At 73.7% G+C, this 20,677-nt stretch carries 18 protein-coding genes; 4 read left to right on the top strand and 14 right to left on the bottom strand.

Annotated elements, in window-relative coordinates; all coding sequences use genetic code 11:
- Positions 1 to 153: 153 nt before the first annotated feature.
- Together AC5L3Z_RS27845 and AC5L3Z_RS27840 are read right to left on the bottom strand one after the other, a co-directional pair.
- Positions 154 to 804, bottom strand: coding sequence for a DUF2752 domain-containing protein (locus tag AC5L3Z_RS27845; protein ID WP_494846183.1), 651 nt, complete (start codon positions 802 to 804; stop codon positions 154 to 156).
- A 4-nt stretch (positions 805 to 808) separates the two neighbouring features.
- The gene (locus AC5L3Z_RS27840) at positions 809 to 2,038 is read right to left on the bottom strand and encodes a winged helix-turn-helix domain-containing protein (protein ID WP_494846182.1); all 1,230 of its coding nucleotides are present in this window, start codon (positions 2,036 to 2,038) and stop codon (positions 809 to 811) included.
- A 121-nt stretch (positions 2,039 to 2,159) separates the two neighbouring features.
- On the opposite strand from AC5L3Z_RS27840, the gene AC5L3Z_RS27835 reads away from it, so the two are divergent.
- Complete coding sequence (locus tag AC5L3Z_RS27835) at positions 2,160 to 2,711, top strand: GNAT family N-acetyltransferase (RefSeq protein WP_494846180.1); 552 nt, start codon at positions 2,160 to 2,162, stop codon at positions 2,709 to 2,711.
- Here the strand turns inward: AC5L3Z_RS27835 and AC5L3Z_RS27830 are convergent.
- Positions 2,610 to 3,920 carry a glycosyltransferase 87 family protein gene (locus AC5L3Z_RS27830; protein ID WP_494846179.1) on the bottom strand — a complete coding sequence of 437 codons (1,311 nt, stop codon included), beginning with the start codon at positions 3,918 to 3,920 and terminating at the stop codon, positions 2,610 to 2,612. The genes AC5L3Z_RS27835 and AC5L3Z_RS27830 overlap by 102 nt on opposite strands.
- A gap of 36 nt (positions 3,921 to 3,956) precedes the next feature.
- Between AC5L3Z_RS27830 and AC5L3Z_RS27825 the strand changes: the two genes are divergently transcribed.
- Positions 3,957 to 4,538, top strand: a complete 582-nt coding sequence (locus AC5L3Z_RS27825; RefSeq protein WP_494846178.1) for a GNAT family N-acetyltransferase — start codon at positions 3,957 to 3,959, stop codon at positions 4,536 to 4,538.
- Positions 4,539 to 4,599: 61 nt separating this feature from the next.
- Entirely contained in the window at positions 4,600 to 5,565 is a 966-nt protein-coding gene (locus tag AC5L3Z_RS27820) for a sigma-70 family RNA polymerase sigma factor (protein ID WP_494846176.1), read from the top strand.
- Positions 5,566 to 5,632: 67 nt separating this feature from the next.
- On the opposite strand, the gene AC5L3Z_RS27815 is transcribed toward AC5L3Z_RS27820, so the two are convergent.
- The 4 genes from AC5L3Z_RS27815 to AC5L3Z_RS27800 form a co-directional block, all read right to left on the bottom strand.
- The gene (locus tag AC5L3Z_RS27815; RefSeq protein WP_494846175.1) at positions 5,633 to 6,526 is read right to left on the bottom strand and encodes a carbohydrate ABC transporter permease; all 894 of its coding nucleotides are present in this window, start codon (positions 6,524 to 6,526) and stop codon (positions 5,633 to 5,635) included.
- The gene (locus tag AC5L3Z_RS27810; protein WP_494846174.1) at positions 6,523 to 7,650 is read right to left on the bottom strand and encodes a carbohydrate ABC transporter permease; all 1,128 of its coding nucleotides are present in this window, start codon (positions 7,648 to 7,650) and stop codon (positions 6,523 to 6,525) included. Before AC5L3Z_RS27810 ends, AC5L3Z_RS27815 begins: the two co-directional genes overlap by 4 nt.
- Before the next feature lie 84 nt (positions 7,651 to 7,734).
- Positions 7,735 to 8,982: a sugar ABC transporter substrate-binding protein gene (locus AC5L3Z_RS27805; RefSeq protein WP_494846173.1), complete on the bottom strand. Its 1,248-nt coding sequence runs from the start codon at positions 8,980 to 8,982 to the stop codon at positions 7,735 to 7,737.
- A 30-nt stretch (positions 8,983 to 9,012) separates the two neighbouring features.
- Positions 9,013 to 10,005 carry a LacI family DNA-binding transcriptional regulator gene (locus tag AC5L3Z_RS27800; protein WP_494846171.1) on the bottom strand — a complete coding sequence of 331 codons (993 nt, stop codon included), beginning with the start codon at positions 10,003 to 10,005 and terminating at the stop codon, positions 9,013 to 9,015.
- A gap of 145 nt (positions 10,006 to 10,150) precedes the next feature.
- On the opposite strand from AC5L3Z_RS27800, the gene AC5L3Z_RS27795 reads away from it, so the two are divergent.
- Entirely contained in the window at positions 10,151 to 12,262 is a 2,112-nt protein-coding gene (locus tag AC5L3Z_RS27795) for an amylo-alpha-1,6-glucosidase (protein WP_494846169.1), read from the top strand.
- Between the two features lie 80 nt (positions 12,263 to 12,342).
- On the opposite strand, the gene AC5L3Z_RS27790 is transcribed toward AC5L3Z_RS27795, so the two are convergent.
- The 7 genes from AC5L3Z_RS27790 to truB form a co-directional block, all read right to left on the bottom strand.
- Positions 12,343 to 12,813 (bottom strand): GNAT family N-acetyltransferase, encoded by a 471-nt coding sequence (locus AC5L3Z_RS27790; protein ID WP_494846168.1) that lies wholly within the window; start codon positions 12,811 to 12,813, stop codon positions 12,343 to 12,345.
- 79 nt (positions 12,814 to 12,892) lie between these two features.
- Positions 12,893 to 13,666, bottom strand: coding sequence for a 4-hydroxy-tetrahydrodipicolinate reductase (gene dapB / locus AC5L3Z_RS27785; protein ID WP_494846167.1), 774 nt, complete (start codon positions 13,664 to 13,666; stop codon positions 12,893 to 12,895).
- Between the two features lie 255 nt (positions 13,667 to 13,921).
- Complete coding sequence (locus tag AC5L3Z_RS27780; protein WP_494846166.1) at positions 13,922 to 15,292, bottom strand: M16 family metallopeptidase; 1,371 nt, start codon at positions 15,290 to 15,292, stop codon at positions 13,922 to 13,924.
- Between the two features lie 185 nt (positions 15,293 to 15,477).
- Entirely contained in the window at positions 15,478 to 17,871 is a 2,394-nt protein-coding gene (locus AC5L3Z_RS27775) for a polyribonucleotide nucleotidyltransferase (protein ID WP_494846164.1), read from the bottom strand.
- A 220-nt stretch (positions 17,872 to 18,091) separates the two neighbouring features.
- Complete coding sequence (gene rpsO, locus AC5L3Z_RS27770) at positions 18,092 to 18,361, bottom strand: 30S ribosomal protein S15 (protein WP_067302624.1); 270 nt, start codon at positions 18,359 to 18,361, stop codon at positions 18,092 to 18,094.
- 196 nt (positions 18,362 to 18,557) lie between these two features.
- Positions 18,558 to 19,487 carry a bifunctional riboflavin kinase/FAD synthetase gene (locus AC5L3Z_RS27765; protein ID WP_494846162.1) on the bottom strand — a complete coding sequence of 310 codons (930 nt, stop codon included), beginning with the start codon at positions 19,485 to 19,487 and terminating at the stop codon, positions 18,558 to 18,560.
- A gap of 97 nt (positions 19,488 to 19,584) precedes the next feature.
- Complete coding sequence (gene truB / locus AC5L3Z_RS27760; protein WP_494846161.1) at positions 19,585 to 20,469, bottom strand: tRNA pseudouridine(55) synthase TruB; 885 nt, start codon at positions 20,467 to 20,469, stop codon at positions 19,585 to 19,587.
- Positions 20,470 to 20,677: the final 208 nt, after the last annotated feature.

The raw sequence follows: 20,677 nt of genomic DNA, 5'->3' as shown, positions 1-20,677 counted from the left end.
TTCCTGGCACTGTAGTGGCCCGACCCCGCCACGCGAAACTCGACCTACCGGCCGCGACACGGGCCTTCAGCTGCGAATCTTGGACAGTTTCCGTTCAGGCCGAACGGCAAGTGTCCAAGATCTCGCTGACGGCCCGTCGCGGGGCGGGCGGGGTCAGACGTAGAGGGCGGTGAACGGGGCCCAGGGGAGATTGCGGACGACCGAGAAGGCCAGCCAGGCTCCGAGGAAGCCGATGATCATCGGTGAGCTGATCCGCAGCTCCGGCAGGCGCCAGCCGAACGCCTGCTTCCCCGCCCAGGCGACGAAGAGGTACGCCAGGAAGGGCAGCGCGAAGACGAAGAGGAAGTGGTGCCGGGCGGCGGCGGGCAGGTCGGCGTGGAGCACGTACCAGAGCGCGCGGGTGCCCCCGCAGCCCGGGCAGTCCAGCCCGGTGGTGAGCTTGAGCAGGCAACTGGGGGCGGCGTCCGGTGCGCTGGTGGTCGGGTCGTTGACCAGGGCGTACGCCATGCCGAGGCCGACGCAGCCGAGCGCGGCCAGCGGCACCGCCCAGCGCGGTGAGCGCTCGTGGACCCGGAGCACGAACCGGGTCAGCCGGTCCGGCTCGACCGGCTGGTAGGCCACCGCCGCCTCGGTCGGCCAGCCGCCCGGTGCGGGGTGCGCCGGATCCGCCGTGGGAACGACGTGCGCCGTCGCGGAGCCGGGGGTCGGTGCGGCCGGCGCGTCCCCGGCGGGCCCGACCGGCGCCGCCTCGCCGTCGGCGCCCTGCTGACCCGGCCGGGCGGTGGACCCGTCAACGCTCGTCACGCGCTCACGGTACACCGGCCACGCCGCTCAGGGCGGCGGCCAGCGGACCGGCGAGATCCCCGGCGGCGGGTGGGGCCACCGCGTCCAGGCCCAGCCAGGCGGCCAGCCGGTGCAGCTCCGCGGCGAGCGCCACGGCGGTCTCCCCCGGGTCGACGCCGGGCTCCGCCCAGGCCGCCGGCACCAGCAGCACGCCCGCCTTCCGGTCGGCCTTGAGGTCGACCCGGGCGGTGAACCGCTCGCCCTGCAGGAACGGCAGCACGTAGTACCCGTACACCCGTTGCGGCGCCGGCACGTAGATCTCGATCCGGTAGCTGAAGTCGAAGAGCCGCTCGGTGCGGGCCCGCTCCCAGACCAGCGGGTCGAAGGGGCTGACCAGGGTGTTGGCCCGGACCCAGCGGGGCAACCGGGCGGCGTGGTGCAGCCAGGCCGGCTGCCGCCAGCCCTGCACCGCCACCGGGAGCAGCTCGCCGGCCTCGGCCAGCTCGGCGATCGCCTGCCGGGCCCCGGCCAGCGGCAGCCGGAAATAGTCGCGCAGCTCCGGCTCGGCGGCCACCCCCAGCGACCGGGCGGCCACCGCGACCAGGGTGCGGTACGCGTCGGCGTCGGTCGGCGTGGGCGCGTCCAGCACGGCCGCCGGCAGCACCCGCTCCGGCAGGTCGTAGCGGCGGGCGAAGGACGTGGTCCGTTCGGCGGCGGTGACCTCACCGGCCCAGAAGAGGAACTCCAGCGCCTGCTTCACCGCCGACCAGTTCCACCCCCAGTTGCCGGTCTCCCGGGGAGCGTCGTGCTCGATCTCGGCGGCGGTCAGCGGCCCCCGGGCGGCCACCTCGTCACGGACCCAGGCCACCAGCTCGGGCTGCTCCTGCACGATGCGGCGCATGCCACCCCAGGCGTGCTCCCGGGCCCGGGCCATCCGCCAGCGCAGCGCCGCGTGCAGCCCCACCGGCACCAGCGACGCCTCGTGGCCCCAGTATTCGAAGAGCTCCCGGGGCCGCCGGTAGGCGGCGGCGTCCAGCAGGGTCGTCGGGTAGGGCCCGAGCCGGCTGTAGAGCGGCAGGTAGTGCGCCCGTCGCAGCACGTTGACCGAGTCCATCTGGATCAACCCGACCCGGTCCAGCACCCGGCGCAGGTGCCGCCGGGTGGGCACGCCGGTGGGCGCGGGGTCGGCGAAGCCCTGGGCGGCGAGCGCCACCCGCCGGGCCTGGGCGAGCGAGAGCGAGTCCGGTGCGGCCATCGTCGGGCACCCTAGCCCAGCGGTACGACACCGGACCGCCCGCCGACCCGGCGCATGATCAATCGGTCCGTTCCCGGAGCGGCCGCTGGACCCACCGCCGGTCGGGGCATAGAACGGACACATGCTCACCATCCGCCGCGAAGAGCCCGAGGACGCCGAGGCGATCGCCCGGGTGCACATCCACGGCTGGCAGGCCGGCTACGCCGGGATCATGCCGGACGAGGTGCTGCGCCGACTCAACCCGGCGGCCTGGGCGCAGCGCCGGCGCGAGGTCGGCACGGCCGACCCGGAGCACCCGTTCACCACCCTGCTCGCCGAGGTCGACGGGGCGACGGTCGGCTTCACCACCTTCGGGCCGTACCGGAACAACCAGGACCGGGACGACCTGGACCCGGCCCACGGCGAGGTGGTGGCGATGTACGTCGAGCCGGCGCACTGGGGCGACGGCACCGCGCCGGCGCTGCTCGCCGCCGCCCGCGCGGGCCTGGCCGGGCGGGGTTGGCGGGAGTACCGGCTCTGGGTGCTGGCGGAGAACGCGCGGGCCCGCCGCTTCTACGAGCGGGCCGGGCTGTCAACCGACGGTGAGCGGTGCACCTACCCGGTGCCGCTCTCCGGCGGGCGCCCCCCGGTCCGGCTCGACGAGCTGCGGTACGCCGGCCGGCTCGACCGCTGACCCGGCCGGCTCCACCGGCCCGGACGGGCCGGCCGGCGCGGCGCGGGCCCACGGGCGGATCGGCAGCAGCACCAGCAGCGCCAGGCTGATCCAGACGTAGGTGTTGCTGCCGAGAAAGCCGTCCACCCCGGTGAAGTCCTTCTCCCACGCCCAGACGATCCGGCTGATCAGCAGGGCGTACGCGATCGCCGCGAAGGCCGCCAGGGCGCGGCGCCGCCGACTCCCGGCGGGCGCGGCGACGGCGTTGTCGACCAGCAGGATCAGCGCGGGGATCAGCCACACCAGGTGGTGCACCCAGGTCACCGGGCTGACCAGGCACATCACCGCGCCGGTCAGCGCCAGCCCGGTCGCCTCGTCGCCCACGGCCACCGCCGCCCGAGACCGCCGGACCCAGAGCGCCACGGTGGCCAGGACCAGCACCAGCCAGGCCAGCGTGCTCGGCTGCTCCGGGTCGAGCCGGGCCACCACGCCGCGCAGCGACTGGTTGGAGACGAACGCCAGCTCGCCGACCCGGCCGGTGTTCCACAGCGCCGTGGTCCAGAACTCCCGGGAGGCGTCGGGAAAGAGCGCGGCGGCGAGCAGCGTCGCGCCGACCGCGGTGGCCATCGAGGTGAACGCGGCCCGCCAGCGGCGGGTGACCAGCAGGTAGACGACGAAGACGGCCGGGGTCAGTTTGATCGCGGCGGCCAGCCCGATGCCGACCCCGGCCCACCGGCTGCCGGCCGGCAGCAGCCGGAGCAGGTCCACCGCGACCAGGAAGAGCAGCAGCATGTTGACCTGGCCGAAGTTGACCGTCTCGCGCATCGGCTCGAAGGCGGCGGCCAGGCAGAGCGCCACCGCCAGGGTGAACCAGCGGGTCCAGCCGGCCCGGCGGGCCACCGGGTCGAGCAGCCAACGGATCAGCACGGCGCTGACCACCACGCTGGCGGCCACGCTGACCGTGATCGCCGCCGGCCACGGCAGGTAGGCCATGGGGAGCATGACCAGGGCGGCGAAGGGCGGGTAGGTGAAGCCGTACTGGGTGCCGGGCTTGAGGTAGTCGTAGATCTCGCCGTGATCGTGCACCCAGAAGGTCAGCGCGCCGTAGTAGACCTTGAGGTCGAAGAAGCCGTGCCGGACGGCCGCCACGGAGAGGAAGGCCGTCACCGCGACGGCGAGCGCGACCACCCCCACGACCTGCCACGCCGTCCGCCTGGCACCCTGCGCCACCGTCGCCTCCCTCGCTGTGCCCTAGGCTTCCGTCCCATGGCCATGGGGTACGTCCGCCCGGCGCGTCCCGAGGACGCCGGCGAGATCGCACGCATCCAGCTCGCGACCTGGCGGGTCGCCTATCGCCGGATCCTGCCCCGGCACGTGCTCGACAACCTGGACGAGGCGTGGCTCGCCCGGCGGTGGAGCGCGGCGGTGCAGGAGCCGCCCTCCGACGCCCACCGCGTGCTGGTCGCCGTCGAACAGGCCGAGCAATCCTATCTGGTGGGGTTCGCCGCCTCCGGTCCGGCGGACGCCGAGGCGCTCGCTCCGGGCGAGCCGGCCGAGGCCCTCGGCACGGGCGTGGTGGCGGTGACCGACCTGCTGGTGGAGCCGCGGTGGGGCCGGCGCGGGCACGGCAGCCGGCTGCTCGCCGCCGCCGTGGACCTGTGGCGCTCCGACGGCTTCGCCCGGGCGGTGGCCTGGGCCTTCGACGGCGACGAGGCGACCCGGAAGTTCCTCACCAGCACCGGCTGGGAGCCGGACGGCGCGGCCCGGGCCCTGGACGTCGACGACATGCTGGTCCCGCAGGTGCGCCTGCACGTCGCGGTGCCCACCGAGCCGGTCGCCGGGGCCTGATCGGTCGGGCGCACGCGTCGTCGGTGTGCGCGGTGTCGGTGGGACTGCCTACGGTGGCCGCATGACCGCGACTTCGGCGGGCGACCCGGCGGAGCTGGACGGGTTCCGGGTCGAGCTGACCGGCTACGCCTACCGCATGCTCGGCTCGGTGCACGACGCCGAGGACGCCGTCCAGGAGACCCTGCTGCGGGCCTGGCGCGGCCTCGACCGCTTCGACGGCCGGTCCAGCCTGCGCACCTGGCTCTACCGGATCGCCAGCAACGTCTGCCTCGACCAGCTCCGGGCGCGGGGCCGCCGGGCGCTGCCGACGGACCTGGGGCTGCCGTTTTCGCCGGTCGCGGCCGCGCTCGGCGCACCGGAGCCGGCCGGGCGGTGGGTGGAGCCCGCCCCGGACGCGGCGGTGCTGGCCACCGTCGGCGACCCGGCGGAGCTGGCGGTGGCCCGCGAGTCGGTCCGGCTGGCGTTCGTCGCCGCGCTCCAGCACCTGCCGCCCCGGCAGCGCGCGGTGCTGATCCTGCGGGACGTGCTGCGGTGGCGGGCCGACGAGGTCGCCGGCCTGCTCGACGCGAGCGTGCCCGCGGTCAACAGCGCGCTGCAACGGGCCCGGGCCACGATGGCCGCCGGGGCCGCCGCCGCGCCGGGGCCGCCCCTGGACCGGGAGCACCGGGGCCTGCTCGACCGCTACGTCGAGGTCTTCGAACGGTACGACATCGACGCCCTGGTGGGCCTGCTGCGCGACGACGCGGTGCAGAGCATGCCGCCGTACCGGATGTGGCTGCGCGGGGCGGGCGACATCGGCCGGTGGCTGGCCGGGCCGGGCGCCGACTGCCGGGGTTCCCGGCTGGTTCGGGTGGCGGCCAACGGCGGCCCCGCCATGGCGCAGTACCGGCCCGACCCGGCCGGCGGGCACCGGTCCTTCTCGATCCAGCTGCTGGAGTTCTCCGGTGGCCGGATCAGCCGGCTCACCCACTTCCTCGACCCGCGGCTCTTCCCCCGCTTCGGCCTGCCCACCCGCCTCGACCCCTGACCGGGCCACGGCGGGCCGGCGGCGTCGGTGGCGGTTCCCGGTCGGCCGGGAACCGCCACCGGTCGGGTCAGCCCTTGTCGGCGCCCTCGTTGGCGCCCCGGACGAAGTAGCGCTGGAAGACCACGAACAGCACGGCGACCGGGATGGTGGCCAGCAGCGCCGCCCCGAGCTTCAGCGGATACTGCGTGCCCTTGCCGAGCGAGCCGCTGACCAGGTCGGCCAGGCCTCGCGGCAGGGTGAACAGGTCGGGGTCCTGCACCGCGACCAGGCTGTGCGGGAACTCGTTCCAGGAGCCCTGGAACGACAGGATGGTCAGGGTGATCAGCGCCGGCCGGGCCATCGGCAGCACCACCGACCAGTAGGTGCGGAAGATGCCGGCGCCGTCGATGCGGGCCGCCTCCTCCACGCTGACCGGGATCGACTCGAAGAACTGTTTCATGATGAAGACGCCGGCCGCGTCGGCGAGCAGCGGCACGACCAGCCCGGCGTAGCTGTTGTAGATGCCGAGCTGGTTGAGCACCAGGAACTTCGGGATCAGCAGCACCACGCCGGGCACCGCCATCACCGCGATGACCGCGGCGAAGAGCCCCGAGCGTCCCTTGAACCGCAGCCGGGCCAGCGCGTAGCCGGCGAGCGAGTCGAAGAAGACCCGGCCGAGGGTGACCAGCACGGTCACCAGCAGCGAGTTGCCGAGCCAGAGCGGGAAGTTGGTCCCGGCGAAGATCCGCTCGAAGCCGGCGAGGGTCACCGGGTCCGGGAAGGGCGAGAGCGGGTTGGCCGCCGCGTCCGGCTCGGTCTTGAAGGAGTTGCCGAGCTGGATGACGAACGGGTAGAGGAAGATCAGCCCGAAGAGGATCAGGGTGGCGTACCCGAGGATCCGGGTGGTCAGGGTGCGGGGGCCGCGGCCGCCGCGCCGGGCGGGCGCCGCCGCCACCGGCGGGCGGTCGGTGAGTGCGGTCATGACGACGACCCTCCCGGTACGCGTCGACGCCACCGGCCGCGCCGCGGCACGTCGGTGTCCCGCTCGGCGAGCATCCGGCGCTGGAGCACGGTGAAGACGATGATGATCAGGAACAGCACGAACGAGATCGCCGCGCCGGAGCCGTAGTCGAAGTCCCGGAACGCGGTCCGGTACGACAGGTAGGCCGGGGTGAGGGTGGTCTTGGCCGGCTCACCCTGGCTCATCACGTACACCTGGTCGAAGACCTGCCAGGAGCCGATCAGGCCGAGGGTGAGCACCAGGAACATGGTCGGCCTGATCATCGGCAGGGTGACGTACCGGAACCGCTGCCAGCGGCTCGCACCGTCCAGCATGCCCGCCTCGTCCAGCGCCACCGGGACGTTCTGCAGGGCGGCCAGGAACATCAGCATGAAGGTGCCGGAGGTGGTCCAGACGACCAGCGTGATGATCGAGATCATCGCGACGCTCGGCCCGGAGATCCACTCCCACCAGCTCAGCCCGAACGGCCCGCCGTCGGCGAGCGCGGCCGGTGCGGTGTCCAACCCGACCGCGCCGAGCAGCAGGTGCAGCACCCCCCGGGAGTCGGCGAACCACTGCGGCCCGGAGATGCCGAAGACGCCGAGCAGCGCGTTGACCGCGCCGGAGTTGGCGAACAGGAACAGGAAGACGACGCTGATCGCCACCGAGCTGGTCACCGACGGGAAGTAGAAGGCGCTGCGGAAGAAGCCCTTCCCCTTGAGCATCCGGTTGTTGACCACCAGCGCGAGGCCGAGGGCGAGCGCGGTCTGCACCGGTACGACGATCGCCACGTAGTAGAGGTTGTTGCGGATGCTGGTCATGAAGTCGCGGCGGGCCAGCCCGTCCTCGGTGAAGAGCCGGGTGTAGTTGTCCGCGCCGACGAACGGCACCCGGCCGGTGAACGGGCTGCCCTGGCCGTTCCAGTCGGTGAGGCTCACCCAGAGCGCCATCAGGATCGGCAGCAGCAGGAAGAGCCCGAGGATCACGAGCACCGGCGCGACGAAGAGCCAGCCGGCCACGTTCTCGTTGCTTCGGACGCCCCGTTTGGGACGGCGCGGCGGTCCACCGGCCGCGGTGGCCGGCGCCGCGAGCGCGTCGGTTGCCATGTCCACTCCTCCCTTCGGTCGGAGGTGCAGACAGGGGCCCCTGGTCGACGCCGGGGGCGCGGAGGAAGGGCCCCTGTCGTCACCTCAGCCGCCGAGCGCCGCCTTGGCGTTCTTGTCGAAGTTCTCCAGGACGGTCTTCGGGTCGCCGTTGGCCAGCCCCTGCAGGCCGGTGTCGAGGTCACCGACGACGCTGTCCATCTTGGGGGCGTTCACCGGGCCCTGGCCGTACGCGGCGCCGTCGATGAAGGGCTTGTCCGCCGGGAAGGCGGCGACGTACTGGTCGCGGACGGACTGCCGGGACGGCATGACGCCGAACGCCTTGGCGAAGGTGAGCTGCTGCTCGCCGGCGGTCATCGCCTCGACGAACTTGATCGCCTGCTCCTTGAACTTGCTCTTCGCGGCGATGCCCCAGCACTGGGTGAAGGAGAGCGTGCCCTGGCCCTTCGGCCCGGCGGGCAGCGGGACGACCTTGTACTTCACCTTCGGGAAGTCGTTCTGGAGGGCGCCCTTGATCCAGTTGCCCTCGATGGTCATCACGGCCTTGCCCTTGCCGAACGCCTCACCGGACCAGCCGGCGTCGAGCTGCTTCGGGTAGCGGGCCAGCCCCTCGGTGAGCAGCGACTTCACGTACGTCAGCGCGGCGAGGTTCTCCGGCGTGTCCGCGGTGGGCTGCTTGCCGTCCCTGCTCAGCAGCCAGCCACCGTTCTGCACCATGAACGCGCCGATCCGGTCCCGGGTGTCGCCCAGGGCAAGCGGCACCTGCCCGCTCGCCTTGATCTTCTTGGCGGTGGCGGTGAGCTGGTCCCAGGTGGTCGGGATGTCCGCGTCGGTCAGGCCGGCCTTCGTCCACAGCTCGGTGTTGATCTGGAGGGCGAGGGTGGAGAAGTCCTTGGGCGCGCAGTAGAGCTTGCCGTCGTAGGTGAAGGTGGTGCGCAGGCTCTCGTAGAAGTCGCCGGAGTTGCTGATCTTGTCGCCGTACGGCTCGAGGGCGCCGACGCTGGCGTAGTCGGCGAACCGGGCGGCGTCGACGTAGAAGACGTCGGGCGGGGTGCCGCCGGCGAGGGACTGCCCGAGCTGCTGGGTGAGGTCCTGGGCCGGGGTGACGGTCGCCTGGTTGCCCGAGCCGGTCGCCCACCTGGCCGCGGCGTCCTGCACGGCCTTGGTCTCGGCGTCGCCGGAGGAGCCGATCAGGATCTGCAGGTTGGCCGGCCCGCTGGACTGCGCGGCGCCGGAGTTCTCGTCGTCGTCGAAACCGCTGCCGCAGGCGGCGGTGCCGAGCAGCGCCAGCACGGCGACGCCGGCCAGCGCGGAACGGCGCAGGGATCGTGTCATCTTTCTCTCCTGGGTGGGGGATGCGGGGGATCAGGCGGTCTGGCGCCGCACCAGTGCGGGCTGGAGCAGCACGGGAGCGGGGGCTCCCCGGGTGCCGTCGAGCACGGCGGTGAGCAGGTCGACGCAGCGCGCGGCGGCCTCGCCGAGGGGTTGGCTGATGCTGGTCAGGCCGACCGCGGCGGCGACCGGGGTGTCGTCGAAGCCGATCACCGGCACGGCTGGCTCGACCTCGCGGACGGCCTGGAGGGCGCCCAGGGCCAGGGAGTCGCTGGCGCAGAGCAGGGCGGTCGGCGCCAGGTCGGCGGCGAGCAGGTCGCGGGCCTGCCGCTCGCCCTCGGCGATGCCGTCCGTCGCCTCGCGGTGCAGCCCGGTCGGGTCGACGCCGGCCGCGCGCAGGGTCTTCCGCCAGCCGGAGCACCGGTCGTCGCCGACGCCGGAGCCGGCGGGCCAGCCGATGAAGGCGATCCGGCGGTGCCCGGCGGCGAGCAGGTGCCGGGTGGCCTCGGCCGTCCCGGCGGCGCCGTCCACGTCGACCCAGCAGTGCGCGTCGAGGTCGTCCCAGGGCCGGCCGAAGGTCACGAAGGGCACGTCCCGACGGGCGAGCCAGGCGGTACGCGGGTCGCCGTGGTCGGTGCCGGTGAGGACGAAGCCGTCCAGGTCGTAGGAGCCGAGCAGGTCGTCGTAGGTGGCGATCTCCCGGGCGGTGTCGGCGGCGGTGTAGAGCATGGTGCGGTAGCCGGCCGCCTCGGCGGTCTCGGTGAGACCGTGCAGGAAGCGGTCGAGCACCGAGCCGTTGATCCCGTCCCGGGTCGGCTCGATCCGTACGGCGATCAGCTTGGAGCGGCCGGTGCGCATCTGGCGGGCGGCCTGGTTGGCCCGGTAGCCGAGGGCGGCGATGGCTTCCTGGACGCGCCGGCGGGTCTCCTCGCGCACGATGTGCGGGGCGTTGAGCACGTTGGACACGGTCTGCCGGCTCACCTGGGCGTGCTGGGCCACCGTCGCGATGGTCACCTTTTCGGGCACTTGATCCCTCTCGCCGTCTTGAACGATCCAATTCGTATACGGCAGTATTAGATCGTTCAAGTTGCTGGAATGTTTCGCACTTTGCACCGCCCCGGACGACTTGTCAAGACGTCGTCCGCACCCCACAGGAGCTGGAGCCGAAGCCGTGACCGAACGCCACCTGCAACCCCTGCTGCACGACCTGGTCGGGGTGGTCCACGCCCCCACCAGCGCGTTGGGTGACCGGGCCGGGCAGATCCGCCCGGCCGGCGTCCAGGGCGTCTTCCACGCCGACGCCCGGGTGCTCTCCCGGGCCGAGCTGCGGGTCGACGAGCGGGAGCCGGAGGCGCTGACGCACGGCCCGGACGGTCCGCACGGCGCCCGCTTCGTCGGCCTCGCCCGCTGGCTGGGCGACCCCGGCCCCGACCCGACCGTCCGTCTCGAGCGGGCCCGCCGGGCCGGCCCGCACGGGCTCGACGAGGAGGTACGGGTCGTCTCCACCGCCACAGCGCCGGTACGGGCCACGGTCAGCGTCGACCTCGGCTGCGACCTGGCCCCGATCGAGGTGGTGAAGTCCGGCGCGACGGGGACGCCCATCGAGGCGAAGGCGGACCAGCCCGGCGAGCTGAGCTGGTCGGCCGACGGCATCACGGTGACCGTCACCGGCGAGGACGCCCGGGCGCACCCCGGCCCCGCGCCCCGGCTCTCCTGGCCGGTCGACCTCGCCCCCGGCGGCGCCGTGACGCTGCGCTGGGGGTTGCGGGTCGACGACCCGCGCGCCGTGGTGGCCGCGCCGCGCGGCGAGCCGAGCTGGTCCCGGCCCGAGGTGCGCGCCGACGACCGGCGACTGGTCCGGCTGCTCGACCGCTCCCTGGACGACCTGCGGGGGCTACGGCTCACCGAGCCCGCCGCCCCCGGGGACGTCTTCCTCGGCGCCGGGGTGCCCTGGTTCCTCACCCTTTTCGGCCGGGACAGCCTCTGGGCGGCCCGGATGATGCTGCCGCTCGGCACCGAGCTGGCCGCCGGGACGCTGCGGGTGCTCGCCCGCCGGCAGGGCACCCGCATCGACCCGACCACCGGCGAGGCGCCCGGCAAGATCCTGCACGAGCTGCGCCGGCACGAGTTCGCCCTGGGTGACCAGGGGCTGCGACTGCCGCCGGCCTACTACGGCACCGTCGACGCCACCATGCTCTGGGTGGCGTTGCTGCACGACGCCTGGCGCTGGGGTCTGACCGCCGATGAGGTGGAGCCCCTGCTGCCGCACCTGGAGGCGGCGCTGGGCTGGCTCGGCGAGCACGCCGACGCCGACGGCGACGGGCTGGTCGAGTACGTCGACACCACCGGCCACGGCCTGGCCAACCAGGGCTGGAAGGACTCCGGGGACGCGGTCCGGTTCCGCGACGGCCGGCTCGCCGCGCCGCCGATCGCGCTGGCCGAGGTGCAGGGGTACGCGCACCAGGCGGCCGTCAACGGCGCCGACCTGCTCGACGCGTTCGACCGCCCGGGCGCCGACCGCTGGCGCGGGTACGCCGCACGGCTCGCCGCCCGGTTCCGCGCCACCTTCTGGGTCGACGGCGGCCCGGCGGGCCCCCGGCCCGCGCTCGCCCTGGACCGGGACAAGCGTCCGGTCGACGCGCTGACCAGCAACATCGGCCACCTGCTCGGCACCGGCCTGCTCTCCGGCGAGGAGGAGGCGCAGGTCGCCCGGCTGCTCACCGCCGACGCGCTGGCCGGCGGCTTCGGGCTGCGCACCATGTCCACCGACGACGCCGGGTTCAGCCCGCTGTCGTACCACTGCGGGTCGATCTGGACCCACGACACCGCGATCGTGCTCGCCGGACTGGCCCGGGCCGGTTTCCGGGAGGCGGCGCTCGGTCTGGCGGAGGGGCTGCTCGGGGCGGCCGAGGCGTTCGACCACCGGCTGCCCGAACTCTACGGCGGCGACGACCGTACGCTGCTCGGCCGGCCGGTGCCGTACCCGGCGGCGTGCCGGCCGCAGGCCTGGTCGGCGGCGGCCGCGGTGCTGCTGCTCCAGGCCGGCGCGGGTCTGCACCCCGACGTGCCGAACGGCCGGGTGGCGCTGCGTCCGCTCGCCGGCCCGGAACTGGGCGCCCTGACGGTCCACGGCTTCCGCGTCGCCGGCGCTCCCGTCGACGTCCACGTCGACCACGCCGGCCGGGCCACCGTCACCGGCCTCCCCGCCTCCCTGCGCCTGGCCCCGCCCGTTCCCACCCAGCGCCCCGCCCCCGACTCCTCCACCGTCCCCCACCGACCCTGACGATCATGAAGTTGGCGGCGAAGTCGATCGCGAAGAGTGCCGTCAACTTCATGATCGACGGGGGCGGGTGATCGGCGGGCTCAGGGGCGGAGTTCGGCGACCAGCTCGCCGTCCTCGAGCACGCCGGTGAGGGTGAAGCCCAGGGAGGTGTAGAGGCGGGCGGCGGAGACGTTGTCCGGGTGGTACGACAGGCGGACCGGGCAGCCGCCGTCCTGCCCGCCCAGCCACTCGGCGAGGGTACGGACGGCGGCGCGCCCGACGCCCCGGTCCTGCTCGGGCGCGTCGATCACCATCCCGCCGATCCAGCGGGAGCCGTCGTCGTCCACGCCCCACATGACGTGGCCGACCACCGCCTCGTCGGCGTACACCGCCAGCGAGGTCCAGACGTCCGACCGCATGGTCAGCAGCAGGTAGCGGGCGGCCAGCGCGGCCACCCACGCGCGCTGGTCGTCACGGGGGGCGACGTCGGCGACGGCCCGCCAGTTCCCGTCGTCGACCGGGCGCAACGTGACGTGGCGGCCGGCCCGGTCCCGCAGTGCGGCATCGATCACGGCGGCGAGCCTAGGGGCACCCCGCCCCGCCCGGCGACCGCATTTCCGGCGGTCCCCGGCGGGGCCGGCCGGCGCGGGCTCAGTCGAGCAGGGCGTCCAGGCCGATGGTCAGGCCGGGCCGGGTACGGACCGCGCGGACGGCCAGCAGCACCCCCGGCATGAAGGAGGCCCGGTCGTACGAGTCGTGCCGGATGGTGAGCGTCTCGCCGGTGGTGCCGAAGAGCACCTCCTGGTGCGCGACCAGGCCCATGGCGCGGACGGCGTGCACGCGTACCCCGTCGATGTCGGCGCCACGGGCGCCGGCCACCTCGTCGGCGGTCGCGTCCGGCGCGGGCGCCATCCCGGCGTCGGCGCGGGCCCGGGCGATCGCCCGCGCGGTGTGCGTGGCCGTGCCGCTGGGCGCGTCGAGCTTGCGCGGGTGGTGCTGCTCGATGATCTCGACGGACTCGAAGTGCCGGGCCGCCCGGGCGGCGAACTGCATCATCAGCACCGCGCCGATGCCGAAGTTGGGGGCGATCACCACGCCGACGCCGGGCTTGCGCTCCAGCCAGCCGCGCACCCGCTCGATGCGCTGCTCGGTGAAGCCGGTGGTGCCGACCACCGCGCTGATGCCCTGGTCGATGCACCAGTGCAGGTTGTCCATGACGACGTCCGGCGTGGTGAAGTCGACGACCACCTCGGCGCCGGCGTCGGAGGCGTTGAACAGCCAGTCGCCCTGGTCGACCATGGCCACCAGGTCCATGTCGGAGGCGGCGTCCACCGCCTTGCACACCTCGACGCCCATCCGGCCACGGGCACCCAGCACGCCGACCCGGATCGGCTCGTCCGGGCCCTTCTCCTGCTCGTCAGTCACGGGGCACAACCTATCCCAATCAGGACGCGGTCACCCGCCGGGACCACCCCACGTCCCACGGGGCGCCCGTGCTCCACCCCGACCGCGTCCCGCCGGCCGCCGGTGATCCACTCCACCCGCCCCAGGGCACTGCGGTGATCCACTCCGTTTGCGGCATGTCGCGCCTTCCGGCCGCACGGACACCGCGACACGCCGCAAAGCGCGGCCGGCCCCGACACGGCCGACCACGACGCGGCTGGCGGTCGAATCAGGCGGTCAGGCGGTGAAGTCGGTCTCGCCGAAGGGGCCGACCACGGCCAGGGACATCGGGCGGCTGAGCAGGTCGGCGGCGAGGGTGTTCACGTCCGCCACGGTGACCGCGTCGACCCGGGCCAGCAGCTCGTCGACCGGCATCAGGTCACCGTAGAGCAGCTCACCCTTGGCCAGCCGGCTCATCCGGGAACCGGTGTCCTCCAGGCCGAGCACGAACGAGCCCTTGCTCATGCCCTTGCCCCGGGCCACCTCGGCCTCGGTCAGGCCGTCGGCGGCCACCCGGGCCAGCTCGGCGCGGGTCAGTTGCAGCACCTCGTCGACCTTGCCGGGCGCGCAGCCGGCGTAGACGGCGAAGAGGCCGCTGTCGGCGTACTGGCTGGCGTAGGAGTAGACCGAGTAGGCCAGGCCGCGCTGCTCGCGGATCTCCTGGAACAGCCGGCTGGACATGCCGCCGCCCAGGACGTTGTTGAGTACGCCGAGGGCGAAGCGCCGCTCGTCGGTGCGGTCGATGCCGGGGCAGCCGAGGATGACGTGCGCCTGCTCGGTCTCCTTCGGCTCGACCAGGGTGCCGGCCGGCCGGGTGCGTACCGGCGGCGTGGCCGGCCGGTGCGCGGCGGGCGCGGCCGGGTCGCTGTCCAGCGGCGTGCCACGCAGCGCCTGCCGGACCAGCTTGACCACGGCGGCGTGGTCGAGGTTGCCGGCGGCGGCGATGACGATCTGCGGCGCGGTGTAGCGACCCCGGTAGAAGCTCTGGATCTGCCGCCGGGTCATCGGGGTGACCGTCTCCTCGGTGCCGGAGATCAGCCGGCCCAGCGGGTGGTCACCGTAGACGGCCCGGGCGAACAGGTCGTGCACCTCGTCGCCGGGCTCGTCGTCGTGCATGGCGATCTCTTCGAGGATGACGCCGCGCTCGGTCTCCACGTCCGCCGGCTCCAGCACCGAGTTCGCGACCGCGTCGCACATGACGTCGATGGCCAGCGGCAGGTCCTCGTCGAGCACCCGGGCGTAGTAGCAGGTGTATTCCTTCGTGGTGAAGGCGTTGGTCTCGCCGCCCACCGCCTCGATCTCGGAGGAGATCTCCAGCGCGCTGCGCTTCTGGGTGCCCTTGAAGAGCAGGTGCTCCAGGAAGTGCGCGGCGCCGGCCTCCGGCCCGGTCTCGTCACGGGAGCCGACGGCCACCCAGATGCCGAACGAGACGCTGCGCATCGCCGGGATCGCCTCGGTGAGCACGCGCAGCCCGCTGGGGAGCACGGTACGACGTACCGTGCCGCCCAGCGGGTCGTCGCTCAGCGTGCGGGTGACCGCCCGGGTCGTCCCGCCGGCCCGGCCGGGCGTTGCCCCGGTGGCGTGCCAGACGGCGCCGGACGGCGCCACCCCCCGTCGACGCGCAGGGAAAGACGAACGCTGGGCCCGACTCACGAAAACCTGCTCTCACTTCGACGAGGGGTGGGTGGTGCGGTGTCACGAGCGACGGCTCCAGCTCGGCGCGTCCCGCGCCGCGACCTGGAGCCGTCGACCGGCCGGGTGACGAACGACGTCGCCACCCGGCCGGGTACTACTCAGCTGTGCCGGGTACGACGGCGCGGACGCTCGCCGCCCTCGCCGCCCTCGCCGCCGCGCTCCGGGCCACGACCGCCCCGGTCGCCGCCCCGCTCGCGGTCACCGCGGTCACGCGGACCCCGGTCCCCGCCACGGTCGCGGCCGGCCGGACGGTCACCCTCGGCGGCCGCCTCGCCGGCAGCCTCACCGGCGGCCGGCGCGGCCGGCGCCTCGGCGCCCTCCGGGCGGACCTTGTCCAGGTAGATCTTGCCGCGGGCGTCGATGTCCGCGATCTCCACCTCGACCCGGTCACCGACGTTGAGGAAGTCCTCGACCCGCTCGACCCGCTTGCCGTCGCCCACCTTGGAGATGTGCAGCAGGCCGTCCCGGCCCGGCAGCAGCGAGATGAACGCGCCGAACGCGGCGGTCTTGACCACCGTGCCGAGGAACCGCTCGCCCTGCTTGGGCAGGGTCGGGTTGGCGATCCCGTTGATCCGGTCCACGGCCGCCTGGGCCGACGGACCGTTGGTGGCGCCGACGTAGATCGTGCCGTCGTCCTCGATGGAGATCTCGGCGCCGGTCTCGTCCTGGATGGCGTTGATGGTCTGGCCCTTCGGGCCGATCACCATGCCGATCTTGTCGACCGGGATCTTGACGGTGGTGACCCGCGGCGCGTACTCCGACATCTCGGCCGGACCCTCGATCGCCGCCCGCATCACCTCGAGGATGGTCTGCCGGGCCTCGTACGCCTGCTGCAACGCCGCCGCCAGCACGTCCGACGGGATGCCGTTGAGCTTGGTGTCGAGCTGCAGCGCGGTGACGAACTCCGGGGTACCGGCGACCTTGAAGTCCATGTCGCCGAACGCGTCCTCGGCGCCGAGGATGTCGGTCAGCGTCACGTACCGGGTCTTGCCGTCGACCTCGTCGGAGATGAGGCCCATGGCGATGCCGGCGACCGGCGCCTTCAGCGGCACACCGGCGCTGAGCAGGCCGAGCGTCGAGGCGCAGACCGAACCCATCGAGGTGGAGCCGTTGGAGCCGAGCGCCTCGGAGACCTGCCGGATGGCGTAGGGGAACTCCTCACGCGACGGCAGCACCGGGATCAGCGCCCGCTCGGCCAGCGCGCCGTGGCCGATCTCCCGCCGCTTCGGCGAGCCGACCCGGCCGGTCTCACCGGTCGAGTACGGCGGGAAGTTGTAGTTGTGCATGTAGCGCTTGCGGTTCTCCGGAGAGAGGGTGTCCACCATCTGCTCCATGCGCAGCATGTTCAGCGTGGTGACGCCCAGGATCTGGGTCTCGCCCCGCTCGAACAGCGCCGAGCCGTGCACCCGCGGCAGCACGCCGACCTCGGCGGTCAGCGGACGGATGTCGCGCGGGCCGCGGCCGTCGATGCGGATCTGCTCACGCAGCACCCGGTTGCGGACCTCGGACTTGGTCAGCGACCGGAAGGCGGCGCTGAGCTCCTTCTCCCGGCCCTCGAAGCGCGGGCCGAGCTCCTCGGCGACCTTGGCCTTGATCCGGTCCAGGGCCTCCTCGCGGTCGGCCTTGCCGGCGATCTGGAGGGCCTCGGCGACCTCGGCGCGGGTCAGGTCGGCGACCGCCTGGTAGACGTCGTCCTGGTAGTCGAGGAAGACCGGGAACTCGGCGACCGGCTTCGCGGCCACCTCGGCCAGCTCGCTCTGCGCGCGGCACAGCTCGCGGATCGCCGGCTTGGCGGCCTCCAGGCCGCTGGCGACGATCTCCTCGGTCGGGGCGGCGGCGCCGCCGGCGATCAGGGTGACGGCGTGCGGCGTCGCCTCGGCCTCGACCATCATGATCGCCACGTCGCCGTCGGGCAGCGCGCGGCCGGCCACGACCATGTCGAAGGTGGCCCGGGCCAGCTCCTCCAGGGTCGGGAAGGCGACCCACTGGCCCTCGACGTGCGCGACCCGGGTCGCCCCGATCGGGCCGGAGAACGGCAGGCCGGAGAGCTTGGTCGACATCGAGGCGGCGTTGATCGCCACGACGTCGTACGGGTGCTGCGGGTCGAGCGCGAGGATGGTCTCGACGACCTGGACCTCGTTGCGCAGGCCCTTGACGAACGACGGGCGCAGCGGCCGGTCGATCAGCCGGCAGGTGAGGATCGCGTCCTCGCTGGGGCGGCCCTCGCGGCGGAAGAACGAGCCGGGGATCCGGCCCGCGGCGTACATCCGCTCCTCGACGTCGACGGTCAGCGGGAAGAAGTCGAACTGCTCCTTCGGCTGCTTGCCGGCGGTGGTGGCGGAGAGGACGACCGTCTCGCCGAGCTGGGCGACGACGGAGCCGGCGGCCTGCCGGGCCAGCCGACCGGTGGAGAAGGTGATCTCACGGGTGCCGAAGGACCCGTTGTCGATCACGGCGGTGCGGGATTCGGTGCCGAGGTTGGTCTCGGTCATGTGCTGTCGTGCTCCTTCGCGTCGGGGGCCCACGACACGGGAGCTGCTCAGACGGCCGGTCTTCGATCGAAGCGCCCGGGTGCCGGCGTGATGCCAGGTTGCCCGGGGGCCACTACCGGAGACCGGTACGCTGACCGGCTCCCTTACGGGTGGTCGCGCGGCCCTGTTCCTTCATTGGTACCGGAACGGGGGAGCGGCCGCAGGCCGCTCCCCCGTCACGTCACCTCCGCAGGCCGAGCCGCTCGATGAGCGACCGGTAGCGGTTGATGTCCTTCTTCTGGACGTAGTTGAGCAGCCGGCGGCGACGGCCGACCAGCAGCAGCAGCCCACGGCGGCTGTGGTGGTCGTGCTTGTGCACCTTCAGGTGCTCGGTGAGCTCCGCGATCCGCTTGGTCAGGACCGCGACCTGCACCTCCGGCGAACCGGTGTCGCCCTCGGCGGTCGCGTACTCCGAACGGATCTTGGCCTTGGCTTCCTGGTCGAGCGCCATGTTCTCCCTGTTTCGATGGGTTGATCAGTGGTGTCCGTCGGTTCGGTCAGTGGACCGGAAACGGACCGGTACCTCGCACCCGCGGCGTCGTGCAGGCACGCGAGGCCCCACGTCGGTCAGCCGACGTCCCAGTCAGCCTACCAGCCCACGCCGGGACCGCCCGGTCAAGGGCGACGGGGCGGCCGGGCGGGAGCGCTCAGCCGACCGCGCGCCGGGTCCGCTCGACGTCCTCGGCCATCTGCGCGACGAGCGGCTCGATCGTCTCGTAACGGCGCTGTTCGCGCAGGTGGGCGACGAAGTCCAAGGCGAGCCGCTCGCCGTACAGGTCGCCGGAGAAGTCCAGCGCATACGCCTCCACCCGGCGCTCCCGGCCGGAGAAGGTCGGGTTCGTGCCGACCGACACCGCGGCCACCAGCGACTCCCCGTGCCCCCGGCGCAGCAGCCGGGCGGCGTACACCCCGTCGGCGGGCACCGCCGCGTACCGGTGGCAGAGCAGGTTGGCGGTGGGGTAACCCAGCTCACGTCCGCGCTGGTCGCCGCGGACCACCACCCCCTCCAGCCGGTGCGGCCGGCCCAGCGCGGCGGCCGCCGCGGCCACGTCGCCCGCGTCGACACAGGCCCGGATGTACGTGGAGGAGAAGACGGTGCTCCCGTCGGCGACCAGCGGCGCGCCCTCCACCCCGAAGCCGAAGGTCCGGCCGAGCCGCTCCAGCAGGCCGACGTCTCCGGCGGCCCGGTGCCCGAAGCGGAAGTTCCCTCCCACCACGACCAGCGCGGCGTGCAGGTGCTCGACCAGGATGTCGTGCACGAACGCCTCGGCGGTCAGCCGGGAGAATTCCTGGGTGAACGGCACCACGCAGAGCACGTCCACGCCGAGCGCCTCGATCAGCTCGGCCTTGCGGGCCGGCTCGGTGAGCACGGCGGGGTGCGAGCCGGGCCGCACCACCTCGGCGGGGTGCGGGTCGAAGGTGACCACGACCGACTTCACGCCCAGCTCCCGGGCCCGGGCCACGGCGTGTCCGATGGTCGCCTGGTGTCCCTTGTGCACCCCGTCGAAGACGCCGATGGTAACGACCGACCGCCCCCAGCCACCGGGCGTCGCCTCGTACCCCCGCCACCGCTGCATGCCGCTCCTCCCTGCTCCCCGCGCCGCGCGCGGGCTGCTGCGCCCATTTGCCGGGCCGATCTGCGCCGGTCAGGCCCGGCGAACCCCCGCCCCGCCGTCAGGCCGGGGCGAGCACGATCTCCGCGCGGGCCCGGCCGTCCCGCTCGCTGACGATAGCGATCAGGCCACCGTCGGGACCGAAGACGGCGTACGGCCCGGCGATGCCGGCCGGGTCCAGCGGGCCGCCGTGGGAGAGCACCTTCGCCTCGTCCGCGCTGGCCTCCCGACGCGGGAAGAACCGGTCGGCGGCCGCGTCGAGCGGCAGGTTGACCACCTCGGGGGCGCGCTGCTCCAGCTGGTCGAGGGTGGCCGCCTCGGCGAGGGTGAACCCGCCGACCGCGGTACGCCGCAGCGCGGTGAGGTGCCCGCCCACCCCGAGCGCCAGGCCGGCATCCCGGGCGATGGCCCGGATGTACGTGCCGGAGGAGCAGGTCACGTCGATGTCGACGTCCACCACGTCGGGGGTGTCCCGGCGGATCGCCAGCACCTCCAGGCGGGAGATGGTTACCCGGCGGGCGGGCAGCTCCACGCTCTCGCCCTCGCGTACCCGCTTGTACGCCCGCTGCCCGTCGATCTTGATGGCGCTGACCGCGCTCGGTACCTGGTCGACCTCGCCGGCGAGCGCGGCGAAGGCCGCCCGGATCGCGTCGTCGGCGAGCAGACCGGCCGGGGTGGTGGCGATCACGTCGCCCTCGGCGTCGTCGGTGACGGTGGCCTGCCCGAGCCGGACGGTGCCGGTGTAGCTCTTGCCCGCGCCGATCACGTACGTCAGCAGCCGGGTCGCCCGGCCCACCCCGATCACCAGCACGCCGGTGGCCATCGGGTCGAGCGTGCCGCCGTGCCCGACCCGGCGGGTCCGGGCCAGCCGGCGGATCCGCGCCACCACGTCGTGCGACGTCATGCCGCCGGGCTTGTCCACCACGATCAGACCGTCAGTGCTCACGACACCCAAGCCTGCCAGACGCCCCGTCGACGGCTGCGCCCGCCGGGTGCGACCGGGGAATCACCCCGGCCCGGCGCGGACGCCGCGTCGACCACGGGGCCACGCGGGGCAGCGCCCGGAGGTGCGGGGGTGCGAAGATCATGCGCCCCCACGACCCGCCGCTCACCGGGAACGACCCAGGACAGGCCCCCGTCCCACGAGCACCGCG

This window comes from Micromonospora sp. LZ37 (genome assembly GCF_059359015.1).
The sequence above is the reverse complement of the archived record's forward strand: the minus strand, read 5'-3'. Positions and strand labels throughout refer to the sequence as shown.

What these genes read in the sequence shown, in the direction of transcription:
- AC5L3Z_RS27840 (WP_494846182.1), bottom strand. Translation starts at nt 2,038, where the DNA reads ATGGCCGCACCGGACTCGCTCTCGCTCGCCCAGGCCCGGCGGGTGGCG.
- AC5L3Z_RS27835 (WP_494846180.1), top strand. Translation starts at nt 2,160, where the DNA reads ATGCTCACCATCCGCCGCGAAGAGCCCGAGGACGCCGAGGCGATCGCC.
- AC5L3Z_RS27825 (WP_494846178.1), top strand. Translation starts at nt 3,957, where the DNA reads ATGGCCATGGGGTACGTCCGCCCGGCGCGTCCCGAGGACGCCGGCGAG.
- AC5L3Z_RS27820 (WP_494846176.1), top strand. Translation starts at nt 4,600, where the DNA reads ATGACCGCGACTTCGGCGGGCGACCCGGCGGAGCTGGACGGGTTCCGG.
- AC5L3Z_RS27815 (WP_494846175.1), bottom strand. Translation starts at nt 6,526, where the DNA reads ATGACCGCACTCACCGACCGCCCGCCGGTGGCGGCGGCGCCCGCCCGG.
- AC5L3Z_RS27810 (WP_494846174.1), bottom strand. Translation starts at nt 7,650, where the DNA reads ATGGCAACCGACGCGCTCGCGGCGCCGGCCACCGCGGCCGGTGGACCG.
- AC5L3Z_RS27805 (WP_494846173.1), bottom strand. Translation starts at nt 8,982, where the DNA reads ATGACACGATCCCTGCGCCGTTCCGCGCTGGCCGGCGTCGCCGTGCTG.
- AC5L3Z_RS27775 (WP_494846164.1), bottom strand. Translation starts at nt 17,871, where the DNA reads ATGACCGAGACCAACCTCGGCACCGAATCCCGCACCGCCGTGATCGAC.
- rpsO (WP_067302624.1), bottom strand. Translation starts at nt 18,361, where the DNA reads ATGGCGCTCGACCAGGAAGCCAAGGCCAAGATCCGTTCGGAGTACGCG.
- AC5L3Z_RS27765 (WP_494846162.1), bottom strand. Translation starts at nt 19,487, where the DNA reads ATGCAGCGGTGGCGGGGGTACGAGGCGACGCCCGGTGGCTGGGGGCGG.